General features: G+C 32.6%; 20 protein-coding genes and 2 tRNA genes. 16 read left to right on the forward strand and 6 right to left on the reverse strand.

Annotated features, from left to right (window positions below; translation table 11 throughout):
• Nucleotides 1–133: 133 nt before the first annotated feature.
• From A9G03_RS00640 to A9G03_RS00705, 14 genes are all read left to right on the forward strand, one after another.
• Nucleotides 134–1,762, forward strand: coding sequence for a Na+/H+ antiporter (locus A9G03_RS00640; protein WP_065633612.1), 1,629 nt, complete (start codon nucleotides 134–136; stop codon nucleotides 1,760–1,762).
• A complete protein-coding gene (gene ubiT / locus A9G03_RS00645) occupies nucleotides 1,763–2,266 on the forward strand; it encodes a ubiquinone anaerobic biosynthesis accessory factor UbiT (protein WP_065798121.1) in 504 nt (167 codons plus the stop codon). It begins immediately after the preceding gene.
• A gap of 305 nt (nucleotides 2,267–2,571) precedes the next feature.
• Nucleotides 2,572–4,005 carry an exodeoxyribonuclease I gene (sbcB, locus tag A9G03_RS00650; RefSeq protein WP_065798122.1) on the forward strand — a complete coding sequence of 478 codons (1,434 nt, stop codon included), beginning with the start codon at nucleotides 2,572–2,574 and terminating at the stop codon, nucleotides 4,003–4,005.
• 99 nt (nucleotides 4,006–4,104) lie between these two features.
• A complete protein-coding gene (locus A9G03_RS00655; RefSeq protein ID WP_081297472.1) occupies nucleotides 4,105–4,566 on the forward strand; it encodes a CidA/LrgA family protein in 462 nt (153 codons plus the stop codon).
• Nucleotides 4,563–5,252: a CidB/LrgB family autolysis modulator gene (locus A9G03_RS00660; protein ID WP_065633615.1), complete on the forward strand. Its 690-nt coding sequence runs from the start codon at nucleotides 4,563–4,565 to the stop codon at nucleotides 5,250–5,252. Before A9G03_RS00655 ends, A9G03_RS00660 begins: the two co-directional genes overlap by 4 nt.
• Nucleotide 5,253: 1 nt before the next feature.
• Nucleotides 5,254–5,901 (forward strand): ElyC/SanA/YdcF family protein, encoded by a 648-nt coding sequence (locus A9G03_RS00665; RefSeq protein ID WP_065633616.1) that lies wholly within the window; start codon nucleotides 5,254–5,256, stop codon nucleotides 5,899–5,901.
• Nucleotides 5,902–6,036: 135 nt separating this feature from the next.
• Nucleotides 6,037–6,765: an arginine ABC transporter ATP-binding protein ArtP gene (artP, locus tag A9G03_RS00670; protein WP_065633617.1), complete on the forward strand. Its 729-nt coding sequence runs from the start codon at nucleotides 6,037–6,039 to the stop codon at nucleotides 6,763–6,765.
• 23 nt (nucleotides 6,766–6,788) lie between these two features.
• Nucleotides 6,789–7,523, forward strand: coding sequence for a transporter substrate-binding domain-containing protein (locus A9G03_RS00675; RefSeq protein ID WP_065633618.1), 735 nt, complete (start codon nucleotides 6,789–6,791; stop codon nucleotides 7,521–7,523).
• A gap of 131 nt (nucleotides 7,524–7,654) precedes the next feature.
• On the forward strand, nucleotides 7,655–8,386 hold the full coding sequence (gene artQ, locus A9G03_RS00680; protein WP_065798123.1) for an arginine ABC transporter permease ArtQ: 732 nt from the start codon (nucleotides 7,655–7,657) through the stop codon (nucleotides 8,384–8,386).
• Between the two features lie 9 nt (nucleotides 8,387–8,395).
• Nucleotides 8,396–9,073 (forward strand): arginine ABC transporter permease ArtM, encoded by a 678-nt coding sequence (artM, locus tag A9G03_RS00685; protein WP_065633619.1) that lies wholly within the window; start codon nucleotides 8,396–8,398, stop codon nucleotides 9,071–9,073.
• Between the two features lie 5 nt (nucleotides 9,074–9,078).
• Nucleotides 9,079–10,914, forward strand: a complete 1,836-nt coding sequence (gene uvrC, locus A9G03_RS00690; RefSeq protein ID WP_065633620.1) for an excinuclease ABC subunit UvrC — start codon at nucleotides 9,079–9,081, stop codon at nucleotides 10,912–10,914.
• Between the two features lie 108 nt (nucleotides 10,915–11,022).
• Nucleotides 11,023–11,577: a CDP-diacylglycerol--glycerol-3-phosphate 3-phosphatidyltransferase gene (pgsA, locus tag A9G03_RS00695; protein ID WP_065798124.1), complete on the forward strand. Its 555-nt coding sequence runs from the start codon at nucleotides 11,023–11,025 to the stop codon at nucleotides 11,575–11,577.
• A 224-nt stretch (nucleotides 11,578–11,801) separates the two neighbouring features.
• A tRNA-Leu gene (locus A9G03_RS00700) sits at nucleotides 11,802–11,889 on the forward strand.
• A 17-nt stretch (nucleotides 11,890–11,906) separates the two neighbouring features.
• A tRNA-Gly gene (locus A9G03_RS00705) sits at nucleotides 11,907–11,982 on the forward strand.
• Nucleotides 11,983–12,273: 291 nt separating this feature from the next.
• On the opposite strand, the gene A9G03_RS00710 is transcribed toward A9G03_RS00705, so the two are convergent.
• The gene (locus A9G03_RS00710) at nucleotides 12,274–12,654 is read right to left on the reverse strand and encodes a VOC family protein (protein ID WP_065798125.1); all 381 of its coding nucleotides are present in this window, start codon (nucleotides 12,652–12,654) and stop codon (nucleotides 12,274–12,276) included.
• Between the two features lie 151 nt (nucleotides 12,655–12,805).
• Between A9G03_RS00710 and A9G03_RS00715 the strand changes: the two genes are divergently transcribed.
• Nucleotides 12,806–13,741: a helix-turn-helix transcriptional regulator gene (locus tag A9G03_RS00715; protein ID WP_257006517.1), complete on the forward strand. Its 936-nt coding sequence runs from the start codon at nucleotides 12,806–12,808 to the stop codon at nucleotides 13,739–13,741.
• A 17-nt stretch (nucleotides 13,742–13,758) separates the two neighbouring features.
• Here A9G03_RS00715 and A9G03_RS00720 read toward each other — a convergent pair whose 3' ends face one another.
• The 4 genes from A9G03_RS00720 to A9G03_RS00735 all read right to left on the reverse strand — a co-directional run bounded on the left by A9G03_RS00720 (nucleotide 13,759) and on the right by A9G03_RS00735 (nucleotide 18,410).
• Nucleotides 13,759–14,613 (reverse strand): aldo/keto reductase, encoded by an 855-nt coding sequence (locus tag A9G03_RS00720; RefSeq protein WP_065798127.1) that lies wholly within the window; start codon nucleotides 14,611–14,613, stop codon nucleotides 13,759–13,761.
• Between the two features lie 283 nt (nucleotides 14,614–14,896).
• A complete protein-coding gene (locus tag A9G03_RS00725) occupies nucleotides 14,897–15,820 on the reverse strand; it encodes a LysR family transcriptional regulator (RefSeq protein ID WP_065633625.1) in 924 nt (307 codons plus the stop codon).
• 493 nt (nucleotides 15,821–16,313) lie between these two features.
• Nucleotides 16,314–17,246, reverse strand: coding sequence for a DMT family transporter (locus A9G03_RS00730; protein WP_065798128.1), 933 nt, complete (start codon nucleotides 17,244–17,246; stop codon nucleotides 16,314–16,316).
• 240 nt (nucleotides 17,247–17,486) lie between these two features.
• Entirely contained in the window at nucleotides 17,487–18,410 is a 924-nt protein-coding gene (locus A9G03_RS00735) for a LysR family transcriptional regulator (RefSeq protein ID WP_065798129.1), read from the reverse strand.
• A gap of 337 nt (nucleotides 18,411–18,747) precedes the next feature.
• Between A9G03_RS00735 and A9G03_RS00740 the strand changes: the two genes are divergently transcribed.
• Nucleotides 18,748–19,920 carry an MFS transporter gene (locus tag A9G03_RS00740; RefSeq protein ID WP_065798130.1) on the forward strand — a complete coding sequence of 391 codons (1,173 nt, stop codon included), beginning with the start codon at nucleotides 18,748–18,750 and terminating at the stop codon, nucleotides 19,918–19,920.
• A gap of 382 nt (nucleotides 19,921–20,302) precedes the next feature.
• Here A9G03_RS00740 and A9G03_RS00745 read toward each other — a convergent pair whose 3' ends face one another.
• On the reverse strand, nucleotides 20,303–21,286 hold the full coding sequence (locus A9G03_RS00745) for an AEC family transporter (protein ID WP_082209364.1): 984 nt from the start codon (nucleotides 21,284–21,286) through the stop codon (nucleotides 20,303–20,305).
• Between the last annotated feature and the right edge of the window lie 74 nt (nucleotides 21,287–21,360).

A 21,360-nucleotide genomic window follows, 5' to 3' on the forward strand; every position in this document is an offset into this window, starting at 1 on the left:
AATTTTTTATCCACAAGGGTATCTGACCAAAATTTAAGTAATTTTATGAAATTTTCACCTGAAATTTAGCTAAAAATCCGATATAATCAATTGCTAAAAACTACAGGATTATAGGATAAATAAAAGACAAGCTATGGAACTTTTTTCAATAATTTTACTAATTGTATTAATTGTATCACTTTCTGGTGTCGTTGTTAAAATGTTACCAATACAAATCCCACTACCACTTATGCAAATATTGTTGGGATGTATATTGGCGGCATTTGGTGTCTATGTAAAGTTTGATCCAGAACTATTTCTTGTTTTATTTATCCCACCATTACTTTTTGCTGATGGTCGAAAAACATCGGTTAAAGATTTTGTTTATAATTTTAGAGAAATTGTTGGATTAGCCTTAGTATTAGTGGTGATATCCATAATTGCATTGGGTTATTTGCTACATTGGATTTTACCAAATGTACAATTAGCCGCAGGTTTGGCTTTGGCTGCCGTATTATCACCAACCGATGCGGTTGCGTTAAGTGGCATAGTGGGTAAAGGTCGAATTGAAAAAGAAAAAATGGAAATAATTGAAGGTGAAGCTTTAATGAACGATGCATCTGGCTTAGTATCATTAAACTTTGCAATAGCCATTGCCGCCGGAGCTATACAGTTCGATTTATTACAAATTAGCGTGACATTCTTTGTTGTTGCCATTGGTGGGTTAGCTATTGGTGTTTTATTTACCTGGTTATATGCACGCATTTTAAGAAAAATAAACAAACTTACCCATAATGATCCAGCCATCCAAATTGTGCTGTTATTCTTACTTCCTTTTGCCGCTTATATTATTGCCGAAGAATGTCACTGTTCAGGTATTTTAGCTGCTGTTAGTGCAGGTATGACAGTTAATCAATCTGGCATGATGAGAAATGCACCATTAACAGCGCGTTTACAATCAGATAGTACTTGGTCAATGTTAACCTTTGTGTTTAATGGTTTTGTATTTATTTTATTAGGAATTCAATTGCCAAGTATTTTAACGAATACTTTTGCTGAGAATCAAACCGATGCATCCATTGAAGTCTGGCAATTATGTTTAATTGTAGTGTTTGTCTTCATTGCTTTGATGGGAACTAGATTTGCTTGGCTTTGGGCAATGAAACATATGCCAACAATGCCATTTGGTACAAAACGCCCTCTTGCATTTCGCTCTTATTCAACCAGAGATTTATTAATTTCAACTTTTGCGGGTGTACGCGGCGCAATAACCCTTGCCGGTGTTCTATCTATTCCAATGACAATTGGCGGCCGATATCAACTTGTCTTTATAGCAACAGGTATTATCCTCATTTCATTAATTGCCGCTGTGATTATATTACCGATATTATTAAGAGGTAGCGTCATTTTAGATAATTCCGAACAAGATAATGAAATTCTTACTGTAAAAGGTCATATGGCCGAAGAAGCCATTGTCAGTTTAGAAAAAATGCAAAATAACTTATTACAAGAAACAACCGAAAACAGCATGGATCAAGAAATTGTCAATGAAGTCGGTTCACGTGTTATCGGCTCTTTAAGACGTAGAACGGGGCTGAAGGACTTAGAACAAAAAGCACTTGAGGCCGAAAATCTTGAAAGGCGCATGCGTTTAGTTGCTATTGGTGCAGAACGTACAGCGTTATTACAAATGAAGATTCGTAATGAAGTGAGCGAAGAAGTTTTTGAGCATTTAAATACAGATTTAGATATTTATGAGAAAATGATCTCTGGAGATGTATAAATGATAAGCAATCATCACTTATTAGGAAAAATACACTCAACATTTGTCGACAAAGCGCCTCAAATGTTGGGGTTGACGCTACGTTGTATTCCATTCAATTTAAAAAAACAAGTTATCGAACAATTGTTACAATTACAATTTAAGCATTCACTTGAGGATGGAGATCTTGATTTTTTAGAAAATCGTTGGCTCAAAATCGAAGTGACCGATTTACAACTGATCTGGTTTGTGAGTCTGATTGAGAATAAATTAGTTGTTAGTCGTGAAGAAATTGCTGATGTTAGTTTTATAGGTAATGCTAACGATTTAATTATGATAGCGACTCGACGACAAGATCCCGATACATTATTCTTTCAACGTCGATTAATTGTTGAAGGTGATACTGAACTTGGTTTATATGTCAAAAATCTTATGGACTCAATTGAAATAGAAGCCATGCCTAAATTTTTACGGCTAACACTCGAAAAACTTGCAGACATTATTCAAACCGCGCCTGAAAATTAATTGAATTTGCTCAATTTTAAACAAAATTGGGCAAATAACTCTCTAAATAACGCACTCTATTTTTGAACTTATAAAAATTGACACTTTTTTATTTACCTATCATTGGATTAACGACGGGTTATGACATTATCGCAAAAAATATAGTTCTCAATTAAATAATCCCCAAGAAAATACTTAGATTCTGTTATAATCAATTAACTGGTAACACTACTTAATAGCAATTAAGCTGTCATTTTGAATATCAATAATCAACAATAAAATCATTCAACTTGGTTGACGGCTTTAAGACAGCAAAAACGATAAAAATGAAAAACAACACCGCACTTCCTACTTTTTACTTTCATGATTATGAAACTTTTGGTATCAATCCTGCTTTGGATAGGCCAGCGCAATTTGCTGGAATTAGAACAGATAGTGATTTTAATATCATTGAGGAACCTTTAGTCATCTATTGTCAAATTGCTCAAGACTATTTGCCTAATCCAGAAGCGGTATTAATCACAGGAATTACACCACAGAAAGCAAATTCGAAAGGTCTGTGTGAAGCAGAGTTTACCAAATTAATTCATCAATCATTTAGCGAAGCAAATACCTGCATATTAGGTTATAACAATCTTCGTTTTGATGATGAAGTGACTCGCAATATTTTATATCGAAATTTTTATGATCCTTATGCTTATAGTTGGCAAAATGGTAATTCTAGGTGGGATCTTCTTGATGTTGTGCGTGCTTGTTACGCCTTAAGACCTGATGGTATCAATTGGCCTATTAATGATGCGGGTTTCCCAAGTTTTCGTTTAGAGCACTTAACAAAAGCCAACAATATTGAACATGAACACGCTCATGATGCGATGTCAGACGTTTATGCAACTATCGCTATTGGTAAATTAATTAAACAAAAACAGCCCAAGTTATTTGATTATTTTTTTAAGCTTCGCAACAAAAATAATGTTGCTGAACTTATAGATGTTATTAATATGACACCAATAATACATGTATCGGGCATGTTAGGTAGTTACCGAGGCAATATAACCATTGTGAGTCCAATAGCTTGGCATCCAACGCAAAATAATGCGGTTATTGTCTGTGATCTTACAGGTGATATTGATTCAATCATTAATTTATCAATTGATCAAATAAGGCAAAAACTCTATACCAAAAACGAAGATTTAGCACTAAATGAATCGCGGATCCCATTAAAACTGATTCATATAAACAAATGCCCTATTGTTGCGCCATTAAAAACTTTATTACCTGAAAATGCACAAAGGTTAAATATTAATGTAGCGCAATGTTTAATCAAACAGCAACAGTTATTAAAACATCAACACGCTTTACAAACCAAGATGAGAGAGCTATTTAACTTAACTGATGATTACTCAGCTAATAGCGATGTCGATGCTCAAATTTATGCAGGATTTTTAAATAACCAAGATAAATTACGGTGTGAAACTATTCGTACGACACCTATTCAATCACTTGAAAGTTTATCAATGAATTTTGATGATGAACGGTTAAAGACATTATTCTTTCGTTACAAAGCAAGAAATTACCCTCAAATACTAACTGAGCAAGAGCGTATTATCTGGCAAGATTATTGTCAACATAAACTGAATATAACCAAAGTTCAAGATTATCTGTTAACATTGGAACAACTTGCTCAAACCTATATACAACAACCTGAAAAACTGAATTTAATTAAACAACTTTATCATTATTGCCATTATTTAGTTGGATAATTGAATTTGAGCGGCGTATCATATAAAGAAATATTCATATCATTTCTAAACTTTGAAGTGATCATCATTATCAAAGAAAAATTAATTAGTATTAACGTTATGAAACATTTTTTAGCAAAGCATGCCACAATCAAACACCGTATATACTCTTTATACTACACGTTATTTAGTTATGGTCGCGGATTACTCGTATTAACCGCTTGTTTATGGGTAGGTAATATCATCTCACTGATATTACCAATTATGATTCCGGGCAGTATTATTGGACTACTGATTCTGTTTTTCTTATTAGCTTTTCAGTTAATTCCAACTTGTTGGATTAAAAACAGTTGTAATTTATTCATGCGTTACATGACCTTGCTATTTATCCCTGCTGCCATGGGAATTATGGATAATTACTCGTTATTATTAGACAACTGGCTTCCAATCATTTTTGGTAGTGTTGGTGGCTCAATTATTGTTTTATTATTAACTGCCTATTTGACAGAACATTTACATAATAAATCAATAATAAAAGCCGCCAGTACAATATCAGAAAATAATGAGGATAAGAAATCATGATATGGATGTTACCGTTAACGCTTTGTGTATTTCTAATTATTCGCAGAATTTCATTAAAAATTAAATCGCCATTATTTAATCCTTTGGTGATTTCTGTCATTGTTTTAATTCCTATTTTACTCATTACAAAAACTAGCTATATTCAATATGTAAATAACGTACAAATAATTAATGATTTACTGCCTTATTCTGTGGTTGCATTGGCTTATCCTCTATACGAATTGATACCACAAATCAAAGCACGCTGGAAATCAATAATGCTAATCACTTTCACAGCATCAATCGCCTCAATGGTAACGGGGGTATGCATCGTATTTTGGTTGGGGGGAAGTCATGAAATTGCGGCATCAGTTTTACCAAAATCAGTCACTACAGCTATTGCTGTAACTATTGCATCCAATCAAGGAGGCGTCCCTTCTATAGCCGCACTTTGTGTTATTTTAGTTGGCACCTTAGGCGGAATCTTTGGTCATCAGTTATTAAATATGGTTAAAATTAAATCTGCTTCAGCAAGAGGTCTTGCAATTGGTGCGGTTTCACATGCTGTTGGTACTGCCCGTTGTATTGAAGTTGATTATAACGAAGGTGCATACAGTTCTTTATCTTTAGTACTATGTGGTATTATGACATCATTGACAGCACCTTTTTTATTCCCAATAATGGTTTTTATTTTTGATTGGTTATAGCATGAACTTAAAAAAGCTATTGGCTTATTTTATCGGATTTTGCTTTATTATAATAATTTCGATTCTTGGTCTTGATTACTGGATCAGTTATAAAACTGCGCCTTATATCTATCAAGACGAAAATCAACTACCGCATCGAGCTATTGGTGTCGTTCTTGGCACTTCGAAATATGTACGAGGCGGCGGAATAAATGGATTTTATCGAAATCGCATCGATGGCGCTATAAATCTTTATTGGCAACGTAAAGTGGATTACCTTCTGCTAAGTGGTGACAATGCATTACTCAGTTATAATGAACCAATTACGATGCAAAAAGATTTGATTAAAGCAGGTATTCCTAAAGAATCTATAGTTCTTGATTATGCAGGCTTTAGGACATTTGATTCGGTTGTTCGAGCAAATAAAGTCTTTGATGCTAATGATTTTACCATTATTACTCAAGAGTTTCATTGTGAGCGAGCAATCTTTATTGCGTTAGCACAAGGCATTCAAGCACAATGTTTTGCGGTCCCCTCTCCTGATAATATGAAATTAGTAAGAATTCGTGAAATGTTTGCCCGTGTCAGCGCTTTTGTCGATCTTTATATTCTTAATCAAAAACCAAAATATTTAGGACCAGTCATTCCTATTATCGCCCCTGATCGTTAACGATGATGATCAGCATCTTAAAAAATGAAAATTGTCGAACAAAACCAATAATCGAATTTTTGTCTCATTTTTGTGATTGCATTTTTATGCAAAAAAAAGTAATATTTAGTCAATTTGAATTTAAGAAAACGAATAATGAATATTGAATTAGACCATATAAACTGTTTTTATGGTACCCATCAAGCTTTAAATGATGTTTCTTTATGTTACCCGCTTGGCGAAACCATTGTTTTGTTAGGACAAAGTGGTGCAGGAAAAAGCTCTTTATTAAAAGTATTTAATTTACTTGAAATTCCAACATCAGGTAAAATGACAATTGCAGATTCTCATTTTGATTTCTCAACTAAAATTAGTGAATCAACAATACGACAATTACGTAAAAATGTTGGTATGGTTTTTCAAAACTACAATTTATGGCCACATTTAACGGTACTAGAGAATTTAATTGAGGCGCCTTGCCAAGTTTTAAAGCTTTCTAAACAAGAAGCCAGTGATAAAGCCATGTCGATTTTAGCTCGGTTACAAATCGATGAAATGGCACATCGCTACCCACTTCATCTATCAGGCGGCCAACAACAACGTGTTGCTATCGCCAGAGCATTGATGATGGAACCACAAATTTTATTATTTGATGAACCAACTGCGGCTTTAGATCCGGCAATTACATCGCAAATAGCCGAAATTATTAATGAATTATCTCAAACAGGGATCACACAAATTATTGTCACTCATGAAGTTGATTTTGCTCGAAAAGTGGCTTCACAAGTGATTTATATGGAACACGGTAAAATTATTGAGCAAGGACAACTAGAATGTTTTGCTCATCCAAAAACCGAAGAGTTTAAATCTTATTTATCACATTAATTAATATAAAATTGGGTGGATATATGAAAAAAACGTTACTAGCCATTTTGCTTGCAGGATCAGCTTTTGTTGCTCAAGCTGCAGAAACTTTAACCATTGGTACAGAAGCGACTTATGCGCCTTTTGAGTTTACCAACGAAAAAAATGAAATTGTTGGATTTGATATTGATGTGATTAATAAAATTTGTGATGAAATTAAAGCATCATGTAATATTGTTAATCAATCATTTGATGGATTAATTCCTAGTTTAAAAACTCGCCGTATTGATGCTGCAATTGCCGGCATTGATGTAACACCAGAGCGCCAAAAACAAGTTGATTTTACTAAAATATATTATGATGATAGTTCTATTCAATTTATTACGCTAAAAGATTCATTAACCAGTTTAGATCAACTAAAAGGTAAACGAATTGGTATACAAAAAGGGACAACTTATTCAAAATATTTGAATGAAAAATATCCTGATGTTAAAGCCGTAAGTTATGACAGTTATCAATTTGCTTTTTTAGATTTAAAAGCTAAACGCATTGATGCTATTGTTGCAAGTTCATTTGTTGCTGGTGACTGGCTAGGTAAAGATAGTGAAATTGTCGCATTAGGTGATAAAATTACTGATCATGAATTTTTTGGTGAAGGTTTAGGTATTGCATTACGTAAAGGTAACGATAAATTACGTGATCAATTTAACCAAGCTATTGATAAACTGAAAGCAAATGGTCAGTTAGACGAAATTTACAAAAAATGGTTTAATAAATAATCATTACACTTTAATTTAGACTTTATAATGACCTCGCCGCATATTTTGCGGCGAGTTTATTTTTTTAATTTAACAACGGTTTTTTTATGTCAGACTTTCTTGCAAACGGGATGAACTGGATCTTATCATCAATGGATGGTTATATTTTGCCGCTAACTAAAGCGACATCTATTACCTTGTCATTAGCGTTTATATCGCTAATTGTAGGCATGTTTTTTGCGTTTATTTTTACAATTTTAGAATCCGTTCCTTTTAAACCCGTTGCATGGTTAATGTCACTGTTTAACTTAACCATACGTGCTCTACCAGAACTTTTGATAGTGGTAGCAATTTATACAGGATTACCTTTGCTGTTAATGGCATTAGATGATGGTTTTTCAATATCATTAGGTTTTACATCATTTACACTACAAATGAATATCGAAAATACAAAACCCGATCCTTTTTTATGTGGCTTGATTGCCTTATCGTTACTTTATGCTGTTTATGCATCGCAAACATTACGAGGGGCATTAAAGGCGATTTCAAGTGGACAAAAACAAGCAGCACAGGTGCTTGGATTAAGTAAATCACGTACTTTTTTCCGTATTATTTTGCCTCAAATGTGGCGTCATGCGCTACCAGGATTAAGTAATCAATGGTTGATTTTACTAAAAGATACAGCACTAGTGTCAGCTATTGCTATTGATGATTTAATGATGCAAACAAAAACGATTATAGCTCGAACAAATCAACCCTTTCTATGGTATTTTATTGCCATGATTATTTACTTGGTTATTTCGATTTTAAGCCAAAAAGTTATCGGGCGAATCGAAAAGCGCTCGACCTATTTTGAACAACCTAACTCTGCTAATAACCAGTAAGGTCAATTTATGTTTGATAATTTTATTTACTATCTTAAAATCATTTTACAGGGTTTACCAAATACACTAAGTTTGGGTATTTTAGGGATCTTATCTGCTGGTTTATTAGCAATAATTTTTACTTGCTTATTATCACTAAATTCGAAAGTATTAACTAAGGCAATTCGAACCTATATTATTATATTTACGGGTTCGCCACTGCTAGTCCAATTATTTTTAATTTATTATGGACCATCACAATTTGGTCAAACGTTAAGTCACGTACCAGCATTTTATGATCTTATCTCCTCTCCTTGGTTTTGTGCTTACTTAGCTCTGACACTCAATAGTGCAGCTTATACCACCCAGATTTTTTATGGGGCTCTAAAAGCTGTGCCGCAAGGACAGTGGCAGGCTTGTAAAGCGCTAGGTATGAACAAATGGCAAACGTTGAAAGTTGTAATGCCTTATGCATTAAAACGATCATTATCAACCTATTCCAATGAAGTGGTTTTTGTCGTTAAAGGTACTGCTCTAGCCTCTATGATTCCAGTAATGGACATTATGGGATACAGTAATGAATTAAATGGAGATTACTACGACTTTTCAATTTTTATCGTTGCAGGCTTAATTTATCTCTTGATAAATGGTTTATTAAGCACCATTATGAGAGTAATAGAGAAAAAAGCCCTCACATTCGAAAACTAATAAATATGAGCCAATTTGATTCGACATCTTTTTTAAAAACTGTTCCCCATAAACCGGGTATTTATCAGATGTTCAATGATAAAGATACGATTATTTATGTGGGAAAAGCTAAAGATCTCAATAATCGATTAAAAAGCTATTTTAATAATAGCAAAAAAACGTTAAAGACCGATAGACTGGTAAGTCACATTCATCGAGTTGAATTTACTATTACTAATACTGAAACAGAAGCTTTATTACTCGAACAGACTTACATTAAAAAGCATCAACCTCGTTATAATGTACTATTAAAAGATGATAAAAGTTATCCCTTCATCAAATTAAGTAAAGAACGTCATCCTCAATTATCGCTTTATCGAGGAACCATCAATCGTAAAAAAGATGAATTTTTTGGTCCTTACCCAAGTGGCTATGCGGTAAAACAAATTCTTGCACTATTGCAAAAAACGTTTCCGATAAGACAATGTCTAAACTCGACTTATCGTAACCGTACCCGCCCTTGCTTACAATACCAAATAAAAAGATGCTTAGGACCTTGTGTACCGGGGTTAGTCAGTGATGAAGATTATAACGAGCAAGTTAATTATGTAAGATTATTCTTATCGGGACAATCTGAACAAATTTTACAAAAAATAACTGAAGATATGCAAACAGCAAGCCGCGAGTTAAATTTTGAAAAAGCAGCGGTATTACGTGACCAGTTACAAGCCATCAAGCACATTAATGAAAAACAGGCAATTTACAATAATAATGATAATCTTGATGTAATTGGATTCCATTATGAACTCGGTTTAGCATGTATCTATGTATTATTTATTCGTAATGGACAAACCTTTGGACATCGCTCCTACTTCCCTAAAGTTCCATCAAATACCGAATTAGAAGAAGTTATTGAAACATTTTTAGGTCAATTTTATTTACAAGGAAACCAAAATCGTAATATACCTAAAAAGATTTTACTCAATTTTTCATTATCAGATAAACAGCCAATGGAAGAGACACTGTCACTTATTGCTGAACATCAAGTTAAACTGATCGATGAGCCCAAAGGAGACAATTTAAAACTTTTGAATATTGCAACAATCAATGCACAAACAGAAGTTAAAAATAAACTGCTAGAAAATTCCACAATTAAACAACGTTATGATGCCTTACAAACGTTTTTAGGGATTAAAAAAATTAATCGCATGGAATGTTTTGATATCAGTCACTTTATGGGAAAAAACACTATTGCATCTTGTGTAGTTTTTGATGACAAAGGTCCCGTTAAATCAGAATTTCGCCGTTATAATATCACTGGTATCACACCGGGTGATGATTATGCAGCAATGCAACAAGTGTTAACGCGTCGTTACAGCAAAAAAGATCTGCCTGAAGAAAAGATACCCGATATTATTTTTATCGATGGTGGTAAAGGTCAACTTAACCAAGCCTTACAAGTTTTTGAACAACTAGAGGTAAATTGGGATAAACATCATCCTATTTTGATTGGTGTAGCCAAAGGGGCTGAACGTAAAGAAGGATTAGAAACACTCTTTTTTGAAGCGCATGGAATAGGACACTATTTAGATGACCATTCCCCTGCACTATTATTAATTCAACAAATACGTAATGCATCACATGATCATGCCATTGTTGGTCAACGCAAAAAAGGGGTAAAACAGCTCACTGACAGCGCTTTAGAACACATTGAAGGCGTAGGAGGAAAGCGCCGACAAGCATTACTTAAACATTTTGGTGGTTTACGGGAATTAAAAAATGCCAGTATAGACGAAATTGCACAAGTGCAAGGTATATCTAAATCTTTAGCTGAAAAAATTTATCTCAATTTGCAACAATAACACATTGAAAAATTAAAATTTTTCAGGCAACATAATCATAATAAAAACACTGTTTTTTTAATTGTTACTAATTATTTGATTAATCAAACAAAAAAGAGCTTATGTCACATGAAAATTAATTTCCCTACAGTTTTAACCTTATTCCGAGTTATATTAATTCCTTTTTTTGTGATGGCTTTTTATCTATTTCCGCATGAGTGGTCAGGTTTTTTTTCTGCCTTAATTTTTTTAATCGCAGCAGTCACTGATGTGTTAGATGGTTACCTTGCGCGTCGTTTAGGTCAAACAACAAAATTTGGTGCTTTTTTAGATCCTGTTGCCGATAAAATTATGGTCACTATTGCTTTAGTTTTGATTACTCAATACTACCAATCATGGTGGATCTCTATTCCTGCAATTATTATTGTTTCAAGGGAAATCATCATATCAGCATTACGTGAATGGATGGCTGAAATAGGCAAACGCGGTAATGTTGCGGTATCTTCAACCGGCAAAATAAAAACTATCGCACAAATGACAGCCTTGACTTGGTTACTCTGGCGGCCTTGTGATATTGTTATTTATGCAGGCCTTGCAGCTCTTTTTCTAGCAACAATTTTAACTTTACTATCCATGTTACAATATTTATGGATAGCACATAGCGATCTGTTGGATGAAGAGTAATTTATCTAAAAATCACTCAAAACCAGCTTTAGTGTAATTTTGTAATCATTCATTATATTCACAAAATTACACGCCCTTTTCCCACAAATACACAATATTAAAACAATAATAAGTTAAACATTGAACAATTAAACAATTAATCAAAAATATCTGTTGACTGAAATCATAAGATAGGTAAAATGCACAGCATTCAAAGCGAATTACATTTTAGTAAACAGTTTTGAGCCCGGGTGGTGAAATCGGTAGACACAAGGGATTTAAAATCCCTCGGCCTTTTTGGCCGTGCGAGTTCAAGTCTCGCCCCGGGCACCATTTAAAACACTTCTCATGCGGGAATAGCTCAGTTGGTAGAGCGCAACCTTGCCAAGGTTGAGGTCGCGAGTTCGAACCTCGTTTCCCGCTCCAATATTACACTCAGTGCAAACCATTGAAGTCCGAAAAGTTAAAATTCTAATTAATGCCTAACTGGTTCTCAATGGAATGAAATTTGAAAAACTTACTTGTTTAAATACAATTAAATTATTAATGTTTATTGCAACTCAAATTATCACCTCAAACTTAAACAGATTTTTCCTAAGCAAAATTGAATCGACTTGATATTAGCGAGCTCCCCCCCTATCTTTTATGAAGTTTATTCCTCATAAACAATGGCTACATAATGAAGTGCCAATTGTTTTAATTTCTTAAGACATTATTTTACTCAAACTTTGAAGTATCGGTAGCACAAACACGGAGCCGATGACCATCGGGATCATTTCCTACAAATGTGTATCCAAAATCGAGTATTTGAGGTTCAAGTTCAATTTTGACGTGTGGTTCTTTCCAGGTCGCATAAATCTCATCTACTTCATTTTTTGTTACATCACTAAATGACAACTCAAATCCCCCATAATGATTGGGCGCCTTTGGCGTTATTTTATCAGCCTCTTGAAGGCCCAAAATAAAATTATCATTCAATAAAAATACAGCAAAGCCAGGATAAGTTTTAATAGGTGGGCGCCCTAGTATTTTTGTGTAAAACGCTGTGCTAGCATCGACATCTTTGACATAAACAATAACGCTATTAGGTTTAAACATTTTTTCTTTCCTTTTAGTGATAAAAATTAGTTCAATTAATTTTAGTTATCTCTATTTTGATGTGGCATTGCTGACAACTATATGTCATATTTAAAATTCAATCTAAATTATTTTGCAAACATAAAGCATAAAAATTAATCGTATAATTACTATCATCATGGTATTGCTTCAAAGAGAAAAAATCAGTGGTAAAGAATTAGCAGAAAAATTAGATGTATCATTGCGTACTATTTACCGAGATATACAAGTTATCGAGGGAGCGGGAATCCCCATTATTACCTATCAAGGAAGTGCAGGTGGAATAAGTATTTTAAAAAATTATAAAATCAGTAAAGGTCTATTCACTAAAGAAGATGTTATTGTTTTATTAAAAGGCCTCAACTTATTATCCTCACCGGTTTTAAAAGAAAGTGAAAATTTAAGGACACTCGAGAAAATAAAGAGTTTTTTATCAGAACAAGAACTTAATGAAGTGACAAATAACTTAAATCAACTTATTGTTGATTTATCGCCTTGGTTTTCTAAACAAAATATTGATAACAAACTATCTCTTATAAGACTGGCACTCAAAGAGCAACTGCTTTTATCGTTTGATTATTTAAGTGTTAGGAATAAACAAGCCTCACGTTTAATTGAGCCATATAAACTTATTTTTAAGGAAAAAGAGTGGTATTTACAAGCTTTTTGTCTAACTAAAAATGATTTTCGTGTATTTAAATTGTCTAAAATGTCAAACATTAGTAAAACAAACACTAAATTTATTAAACAGACACCGCCTGAAGTGTTCTCTTTATTCCAAACGGATATGAAAAAAAAGATTTTTAAAATAAAACTACTAATAGATGAATCGCTTTTGGAGCGTATTTTAGATTTTTGTGACGAAAAAGATATTAAGAAATTAAATGGACATCAGTATCTTGTAGATTTTAACTTTATTGATGATGACTACAGTTATGGCATTTTACTAAGCTTAGGTCATAAATGTATTTGTTTAGAGCCTGAGCATATACGGCACAAACTCATTGAACGAGCAGAAAAATTAGTTAAATCCTACAAAGAAACTCTCAATCCATTTATGTCAAATTAGCCTCAATAACTAAAAATTTAAACATCTAATTTCCGGCTGGTTAACCATTTTACTTTTTCCGGATCTCGATGATCAAAAAATTGACTTGTATTTGTATCAAGCGCTGCTATTTGTTGCATATCTTTATCTGAAAGCTCAAAATCCCAGATATCTTGATTTTCAATTATACGCTCTTTACGCACAGATTTAGCCAAGCTTGCAATGCCTCGTTGTGCTAACCAACGTAATACCACTTGCCCTATTGTTTTACCATATTTAACGGCTATTTGACCTAATACCGGATGGGTAAATAAACCATTTTTCCCTTCAGCAAAAGGCGCCCAGGCTTGAGGCGTTATGTTCTCTTTTTGCATATAAGGCACGGCTTCAAGCTGTTGTTGGAATGGGTTAACTTCAATCTGATTTACGGCAGGAATAATAGAATGAAATGCAGTTAAATCAGCTAATCTATCAGGTTGAAAATTACTTACGCCAATAGCACGAGCTTTACCTGCTGAATAAAGTTCCTGCATTGCTTGCCATGCACCATGAACATTACCATAAGGTTGATGAATTAAATATAAGTCAATATAATCTAATTGCAAACGATTTAATGAACGTTCAAATTGCGCCTTAGCGCCATTGTAATTGGCATCTTGCAACCATAATTTAGTGGTAATAAATAATTCTGCTCGATCAATCCCGTGTGCACGAATAGCATTACCAACTTCTGTTTCATTTTGGTAACTTGCAGCTGTATCAATTAACCGATAACCTGAATCAATTGCATCACGAACGGCTGTTTCACACTCTTTCTTATCGGTCATTTGAAAAACACCAAACCCTAAGATTGGCATTTCGATACCATTATTTAATGTTATTGTTTTTTTCATAGCTCATACCTCAGTTATTGTAGTTAGCCTATTATTAAACAGCTTACTACAATGATATAGTAGGTAAAACAACATGCACTGATGAAAAATTTTCATTAATCATCTTTTTTAATACGTCAATGATTGTTATTGAGATAATTTTTTAAAACGCTAAAGTGTTTATAAAGAATTCTGTAAAATATGCATACAAGCGCAATAAACATAATAGGCAAGAAAAACTTTAATAGTTTAATTCCCCTTTTTTACCAGTAAAAGAATAAATACCACTATATAAAAACCGTTATTATCTACTAATTTTATTAGTAAAATACTCGATGAATACTTTAAGTTTAGTTGAATTTTTATATGTAGAAGGATAAAGAAAGCAAAACTCCCATGTATGTTCTTTATTATACTCAGACAAAATTTCAACTAATTCTTTTCTTTTTAACTCTTCTTGTACAGAGAAACTAAAAAGTTGAACTATACCGCCATCATTTAAGGCTAAAAATTTAGTCGCTTGAATACTATCAAAGATTTGTATTTGGCTATTTTCAATATTATCTTTGTATATATTTTTATTTAAAGCTGCCCATTGAAATCGTTTATTATTCTGGCTTGAGCTAAAATTGATACATTTATGATTAATTAGTTCATCAGGACAAACAATCATGCCATTTTTGGCAAGATAATTGGGACTAGCATATAATCCAGTAGTAGCAATGAACAATCTTTTTTTGATGAGAAAAGCCTCTAGCTTGGTGTTTTCTTGTACCAGTCTAACTGATAGATCATATTCTTCTGCAACGAAGTCAATATTTCTATTAGTTACATGAAAATCAAGTTTTAAATTAGGATATTCTTCGGAAAAATTAGCCAGATAAGGTGATATTTTATAGTTAAAAAAGGTCTCTGGTACGCTTATTTTTAATCTACCACCAATTGCATTTTTTTCATTTTTAATAGAATGGCCAGCATTAATTAGCATATCGAATATTTCAGAACATTTCTTATAATAGATACGCCCTTCCTGAGTCAGTTTGACTTGGCGTGTACTACGTGAAAACAAGTCAAATCCGATTCTTTCTTCAAGTCTTTTAATAGAACGACTAACAGCAGCAGGAGTAATATTTAAGTATTGAGCAGTAACTGAAAAATTCTCATTTTCTGCTGCCACTAAAAATAACTCAAGGCTAGCGATATGCATAGTTTTAAACTGTTTTTTCATCGGATTGTCTTTATTTATGAATACTAACTGCTATCAAAATATTTTATATTTTGCCCTAATTGCTTACAAAAAACTTATTTATAAGCAATGTAATGAATGACAAGAAATATTAATACATCAATTTTGCAACAAACTACATCTGTTTTTCATGTCCTTTATGGATAAGTATCGTATCCTATTTCTTATTAGGAATATCTTCATGACAAAACTATTTTTTAATTTATTGAAATAAAAATCATCATTTAAAAAACCTACTTACACTTTTTTGCAAATACGTTTAGCAAGCAACGTTTTGTTTTTCCGAAGATCCCCCCCCCTTTTTTATTGATCCGATATTTATATTCCAACCATTATCAACAACAGCTTTAAAAAGAATGACTAACTCATGTCAATAAACCAGTTTTACAACCGAGTTCAGCAATATGATGAAAAAAAATAACAAACAATTTATTTTTCATCGCAATTTTTCTTATTTTTAATATTATGAATTTATTCATTTTTGTTTGTTGTCATTTTTTCTCATAAAAATATTATTAAAAATCAGTGCAATAATAGTGATTATCGCACCTATTATTTCGATACATGAAATAGAATGACCTTGATAGATACCAATAATAAAAGCAATGACTGGGACTAAATTAACAAAAAGAATACCATTAATCGCACCAAGACCATTGATACCTGCATTCCAAGTAATGATCACTAAAGTTGTAATGACAAGCACGAAAATATCAAATCCACTAGTGATTAATGCGCTTAGGCTTGGGGGGCTTGCTAAGTCGAAGAACGATGCGATTAAAGTAATCGCGATAATACTTAATACGCTAAGAGAAGAACTTAATGCCGTTACTCTTAACGCGCTCCATTTGTGTTTTGTAATCACCATATTTGCAAAATAGGTATAAATAACCCAACAAATTGTAGCGGTAAACAATAGTAAATCACCGAGAAAGCTTGATGAAGCTATCAAATGATTAAAATCTCCATTCGTTATAACCAAAACTATTCCTACAAAAGCTAATAGCGTGCATAGAATTGTTTTAATATTAGGTATATTGTGATTGAGGATAGATGATAAAATCATTGATAGCATCGGCATTAACGCTAATATGATTGTTGCATGCTCAGCAGATGAAAAACCAATGCCGATAAACGTTAGGAAGTTTAATCCAGCAAAACCAATTGTGCCAAAAAACCACAATTGAAAAGCTTTTCCTTCCGTTTTATAACTTTTTTTACCTTCGATAACAAGGAGAACAATGCTTACAAGAAAAGCACCAAGAACGTAGCGAATAAAAGTAAGATAATAACCATCTATGCCAGATGATACCGCATGTTTTGAAGCGGGATACATAATCCCCCAACCAAATACAGTCACCAATAAATATAATGTGTATTTATAATTTTCTCTTCGAATATCCTTCATAAAAAAATAACCTACTTTACGTATTATTTATTTTATTGACTTTTATAATATTTTTTTAAGAAAAGATCATTATCGTCGAGGTAATATCATTTGTTACATGCTGTAATAAAAAATTCTACGTTATTGAGTTAGCATTATTATAAGATTGAGAATCTCTGATTAGATTTTGTTTAAGATATTATTCTTTTTTGAATTGTAATGTGAATCTTTTTATCCTTAATAAATAATCTTTTCTATATCTCAATTCAAACTATGTGGGTCCAATGTCAATAATTGTTTATTGGCTTGTAACTCTTCAATTATAAAATCAATAAAGACCCGAATTTTAGGTGATAAATATCGATTTGTAGGCCATATTAATGATAACTTACCTTGTGGCTTCATAAATTCTGTTAAAATTGGCTTGAGTTTTCCTAACTGAATAGCCTCTTTAGCTATGTAAACAGGTAAATGCGCTATTCCTAAACTATCGATTGTTGCACTTAAACAGGCAAATGAATTATTAAACACAATATTATTGGGTAAATCCAAAGCATCATAGGGTGACTTAAAAGACCAATTAGCTAAACGTCCATTAGAAGGATGTTTAAAATGAATGCATGTATGTCGAACCAAATCTGAAGGTAATAGAGGTGTACCATGGCATTTAAAATAATGTGTACTTCCACACACAACATAATTTTGATCGCCAATGCTATGACATATTAATCGAGAATCGTTAAGTTCTCCTATTCTGATGGCAACATCAACCCCTTCTTTAATAATATCTACAACATTGTCGTCAAAATCGATAATGAGATCTATATCAGGAAAATTATTTATAAATTTTGGTAAGAGTGGTAATAGAATTACATGCCCAAAAATGTGAGGAATATTTAAATGTAGAGTACCTTTTGGATCGCCTAATTTAGCCATTATCATGGAATTAGTGTCATTAATTAAACTTAAGATATGTTTACCGCGACTATAAAAAAAAAGTCCCTCTTGAGTTAACCCTATACTTCTAGTTGTTCGATGAAAAAGCCTAGTACCAAGATCTGTTTCAAGTTTATTTATACATTTCGCAACTGCAGATGCAGATAAACCTAAAATTCGACCGACTTCAGCATAACTGCCCACTTCAGCTACATGAATAAATATTTTCATTCCTTTAAGACTGTACATATTAAACTCATTATTAAGGAATTTTTTTCATTATTATAAAGACCAGCTGCCACATTTACAACTTTGACTAATTAAAATAAAGTAAAAAGAATTTTATTATTACATGTTGTTTTTTATTGAGTATTGAATATCGATTTTTGTTAAAAATAAGGATGAAGTTGACGCTGGTCCTATTATAGATCGTGAGCCAGTTAAAATAATAATAATATGAATTTGGATAATTTACGCGAATCAATAATTTCTACAGAGAAAAAAATGATATATAAAGCAATAATCGCATTTTTAGAGAACAGACTAAAACTGTTTGAAGATAAAGTTATCTATGAGGGTTACAAAAATGATTAAAATTAAGAACCCTGTGATCAGTGCTAGTCTTATTGCTAGTATTCTATTTCTTTCTATTATCAGTCTTGGATTATCTTTATCAATACTGCCATTATATATAAATAAAATTTTTGGTTATTCTGCTTTTTATGTGGGTTTAGTTGTAGTTGCTGAATCACTTTCAACACTTTTTTCAAGAGTTTATGCTGGAAGATATTCAGATAAATACGGACCCCGTAAAGGAATGACGTTAGGATTAATCTTAACTATTTGTTCCGGAGTGCTATTTCTATTTGTCATTTTGTTTATTAGTAACAATCTTTACGGCTATCTAATTATTCTTTTATCAAGAATATTTATGGGCGTAGGTGAAAGCCTAATATTTACTTGTAGTGGAACATGGCCAATTGGTTTAGTTGGTCGCAAACACGCTGGAAAAATTATGTCATGGGTTGGAATTGCTATGTTTATAGGACTGGCAATAGGTAATTACTTTGGCACTTTATCTTATTATTACTCTGGGGTAGCCTTATCAACCTTGATAATGATAATGATACCTGCATTAGGGTTTATAATTATTTTAATTGTTAAGCCTGTACAAATTACTGAAAATTCTAGTCATGTAACACTTTTATTTGCAATAAAGCGTATTTGGAAAGCGGGAACTGGTTTTGCATTAGCAAATATAGGTTATGCAAGTATTACAACATTTCTAGTATTATATTTTATTGATAATGGATGGGAAAAACAAAGCCCTCTTGCATTATCTTTATTTGGTATAGGCTATGTCTTTTCTAGACTAACTTTAGGATGGAAAGCAGATTGTTCTGGACTAAAAATGGTGATTTTTTCATTAATTCTTGAATCGTTCGGATTAATACTGATAGCTATTCCATCATCTCCATATCAAGCAATGATAGGATCGTTTCTTACTGGATTTGGTCTATCAATGGTTTATCCACTTCTTGCCTTACCTGCAATTAAAAGTATGTCAAATCAAGATATTGGTCTTGCTCTAAGTACCTATGAATCGTGTTTTGATATTGGAATTCTTTTATCTGGCTTTACAGGAGGAATTATTGTGTCGAGTTTTGGTTATAATGCAACTTTTATATTTGCATTTTTATGTAGTTTATTCGCTATATTTCCTTCAATACTTTCATATAAACAAATTGAAAGAAATTAAAATTAAGCTAAATAGCTAAACATAGTTAGTACGCCAATAGCTATAAGTGCCGCTTTAATTTATTAGGTTCATTAATATTTTTAATCTGTCTGAAGCTACGAGCATAAGATAAACTCAGTTCACAAGTAAAAAGCTCTCAACTTGGGGGATGCTTATAGATTACAAATAATCGGCGAGAATTGTGACTTATTATACCCTATTACCTTAGTTCACAATCATATATTTGCAAGGAAGAGTATCTATGATATCAGTTGTTATTATTGATAATTTTATTGCTTAAAAAGCATTGCATAACTTTAATTATCTGAATTTATTTTTGTTAAAAAAATCAAACTATCCTCATCTAGCGCTTGGCTAAATGAGGATGAGATTATTTAAATGATTAATGAACGCCAGGAATAGTGAATTCCATAATAAGTAATAACGTTGGTAAAATAAAGATAGATAAGATTGTTGAAGCAAAGAAAATACTCGACGCGTGCTCTTGTTCGACTTCCCAATCGTAAGCCAAAATAACTGCGGTTGATGCAGTTGGCATCGCTAATAAAAAGACTAACTCTTCGGCCTCGATACCTTTAAGTCCAAAAAGATGCACGGCAATTAATGCAACAACGGGGGTTACAAAACTCTTTAAAAGAACATTAACCACTAATAGTTTAGATAAATTTAATTGAACACCATATATCCCTACACCAACAGCAATAAGTGAAATAAAGTTACATGCATTGGACATAATATCAAAAGTATTAAACACAAAATGCGGCATCCAAGTTAAACCATTAGTGACACTAACAATTAACCCTAAAATAACAGCCAAAAACATTGGTTTCATAAGCGAGTTTTTCACTGCGCTAAAAATCATATTGCCAGTTACTTTACCACCAGATACTTTAGTATGACATAATTCTAATAAGAAAATTGTCATTGGAATCAATGATAAAGCCACAACAAAATTCGCAATAGCGACAGAAATTGTTGACGATGCACCTAACATTAATGTCAAAAATGGTACGCCCATTCCGCCCATATTAGGGAAGCAGCATAACATTGAATTCATGGTGGTTGATTTTAAATCTTTACCCAATAAGTATTTATTAGTAATAAAACAGATTATCCACAAGAATGACATTGTGCAGAAAAAAGCAATCATCCAAATGCCGTTAAATATCTCCGACGGCTTTGCATGGGCTGTGTGGACAAAAAGTAACGCAGGGAAGACAAAGTTTGATACCAAGCCAGATAATAATTTTTTTGAATCTTTGGTGAAGATTTTTTGTTGGACACAAAACCAACCCAGAAAGATCAATAAAAAAACAGGAAGACAAGAACTTACAACTTGCCAAACGGCAGACCAAATCAAATTCATTTTTTAAAACTCCTAAAAATAATATTACTTAAAATACATATTCGGTATTTGGTTGGATTTTTGGATGAACGCTT

This window comes from Gilliamella sp. wkB171 (assembly GCF_001693755.1).
Classification (GTDB): Bacteria; Pseudomonadota; Gammaproteobacteria; order Enterobacterales; family Orbaceae; genus Gilliamella; species Gilliamella apicola_F.

Bases quoted from the DNA above. Each gene is read 5' to 3' on its own strand.
- A9G03_RS00640 (WP_065633612.1), top strand. From the start codon at position 134: ATGGAACTTTTTTCAATAATTTTACTAATTGTATTAATTGTATCACTT.
- ubiT (WP_065798121.1), top strand. From the start codon at position 1,763: ATGATAAGCAATCATCACTTATTAGGAAAAATACACTCAACATTTGTC.
- sbcB (WP_065798122.1), top strand. From the start codon at position 2,572: ATGAAAAACAACACCGCACTTCCTACTTTTTACTTTCATGATTATGAA.
- A9G03_RS00655 (WP_081297472.1), top strand. From the start codon at position 4,105: ATGAAACATTTTTTAGCAAAGCATGCCACAATCAAACACCGTATATAC.
- A9G03_RS00660 (WP_065633615.1), top strand. From the start codon at position 4,563: ATGATATGGATGTTACCGTTAACGCTTTGTGTATTTCTAATTATTCGC.
- A9G03_RS00665 (WP_065633616.1), top strand. From the start codon at position 5,254: ATGAACTTAAAAAAGCTATTGGCTTATTTTATCGGATTTTGCTTTATT.
- artP (WP_065633617.1), top strand. From the start codon at position 6,037: ATGAATATTGAATTAGACCATATAAACTGTTTTTATGGTACCCATCAA.
- A9G03_RS00675 (WP_065633618.1), top strand. From the start codon at position 6,789: ATGAAAAAAACGTTACTAGCCATTTTGCTTGCAGGATCAGCTTTTGTT.
- artQ (WP_065798123.1), top strand. From the start codon at position 7,655: ATGGATGGTTATATTTTGCCGCTAACTAAAGCGACATCTATTACCTTG.
- artM (WP_065633619.1), top strand. From the start codon at position 8,396: ATGTTTGATAATTTTATTTACTATCTTAAAATCATTTTACAGGGTTTA.
- uvrC (WP_065633620.1), top strand. From the start codon at position 9,079: ATGAGCCAATTTGATTCGACATCTTTTTTAAAAACTGTTCCCCATAAA.
- pgsA (WP_065798124.1), top strand. From the start codon at position 11,023: ATGAAAATTAATTTCCCTACAGTTTTAACCTTATTCCGAGTTATATTA.
- A9G03_RS00710 (WP_065798125.1), bottom strand. From the start codon at position 12,654: ATGTTTAAACCTAATAGCGTTATTGTTTATGTCAAAGATGTCGATGCT.
- A9G03_RS00720 (WP_065798127.1), bottom strand. From the start codon at position 14,613: ATGAAAAAAACAATAACATTAAATAATGGTATCGAAATGCCAATCTTA.
- A9G03_RS00725 (WP_065633625.1), bottom strand. From the start codon at position 15,820: ATGAAAAAACAGTTTAAAACTATGCATATCGCTAGCCTTGAGTTATTT.
- A9G03_RS00730 (WP_065798128.1), bottom strand. From the start codon at position 17,246: ATGAAGGATATTCGAAGAGAAAATTATAAATACACATTATATTTATTG.
- A9G03_RS00735 (WP_065798129.1), bottom strand. From the start codon at position 18,410: ATGTACAGTCTTAAAGGAATGAAAATATTTATTCATGTAGCTGAAGTG.
- A9G03_RS00740 (WP_065798130.1), top strand. From the start codon at position 18,748: ATGATTAAAATTAAGAACCCTGTGATCAGTGCTAGTCTTATTGCTAGT.
- A9G03_RS00745 (WP_082209364.1), bottom strand. From the start codon at position 21,286: ATGAATTTGATTTGGTCTGCCGTTTGGCAAGTTGTAAGTTCTTGTCTT.